A 912-nucleotide genomic window follows, 5' to 3' on the forward strand; every position below is an offset into this window, starting at 1 on the left:
CATCAGCAGTGCCACCCCCTTTAACGGCTTTAATGATTTTGGGATGACGTTTGAGTTTTGACCAAACAACTTTGCCCCAACCACATTGGCCAACATCAATCATCTCACCAGCCTTGCACTCAAGATGGCAGATTGTTGATCATCACAAATAGCAAGACTTAAGGATAGCATTCATATTGTTCTGGATGCTTTTTACAAAACGGGCTGTTTAAGCGCTTCTTGACACTGCGCTGTGGTATGACAGCACCTGGACGACATATGGGTAAGTTTTCGGCTCTATGATTCTCGCACCAAGTCCCTCCCCCCACTTTATCACGGAAACCTGATTGAACCATGCAAGCATAAATTGTTGCTTTTGCATTAATGCTCTGCTTTCTGTTTTCTGGATCGACATCATCAGGGGTTGGCATACCACATTCTAACAAGGCTTTTCCTACCTCTGTAAAATCAGTAACACCATTTTTCTCCCACGTAGCCACCTCTCCTGGAGGAGGTTTATCGATATTACATCCAGTTATAATTAACAAAGTTACAGTGCTTAATAATTTTAGAGTTTGTTTCATTTTTTACTCCTTGATTTACTTAAAGGAAATTGTTCACGATGAGATGTGCCATAAAACTTTTGGCATTTTGGACCCACGTCTCCAAGACAGGTATGGGAACTTATGGGATTCATGATCACTCTCCACCATTCTGTCCAAACGTTACTACCAGCAGGGAGTGTCCCGTAGGTATAGCCATTGCCGCCAATAATTCTGCTGACAAAGTCATATCTATTCCCATCAAAGCCAATAGTGGTTTGTTTGCCATCACTCACATAATCTAACAGACCGGCTGCAACTAAAACATTAAAGGCTGGTCCATAGAGATTGATAGTCGTGTTTTCGTTGGCTATACCGTGAACACCTTCTT

The 912-nt window shown here is 42.2% G+C and carries 1 protein-coding gene and 1 pseudogene; both read right to left on the reverse strand.

The window, feature by feature from the left end:
* Window positions 1-158 precede the first annotated feature (158 nt).
* Window positions 159-563: a hypothetical protein gene (locus ACFINH_RS10040; RefSeq protein WP_375633026.1), complete on the reverse strand. Its 405-nt coding sequence runs from the start codon at window positions 561-563 to the stop codon at window positions 159-161.
* Window positions 560-912 (reverse strand): annotated as a pseudogene (locus ACFINH_RS10045) (filamentous hemagglutinin); the annotation flags it as partial. The pseudogene ACFINH_RS10045 and the gene ACFINH_RS10040, both read right to left, overlap by 4 nt.

The sequence above is a fragment of the Bartonella sp. AA74HLJMH genome, assembly GCF_042197045.1.
In the GTDB taxonomy this organism is placed as follows: Bacteria; Pseudomonadota; Alphaproteobacteria; order Rhizobiales; family Rhizobiaceae; genus Bartonella.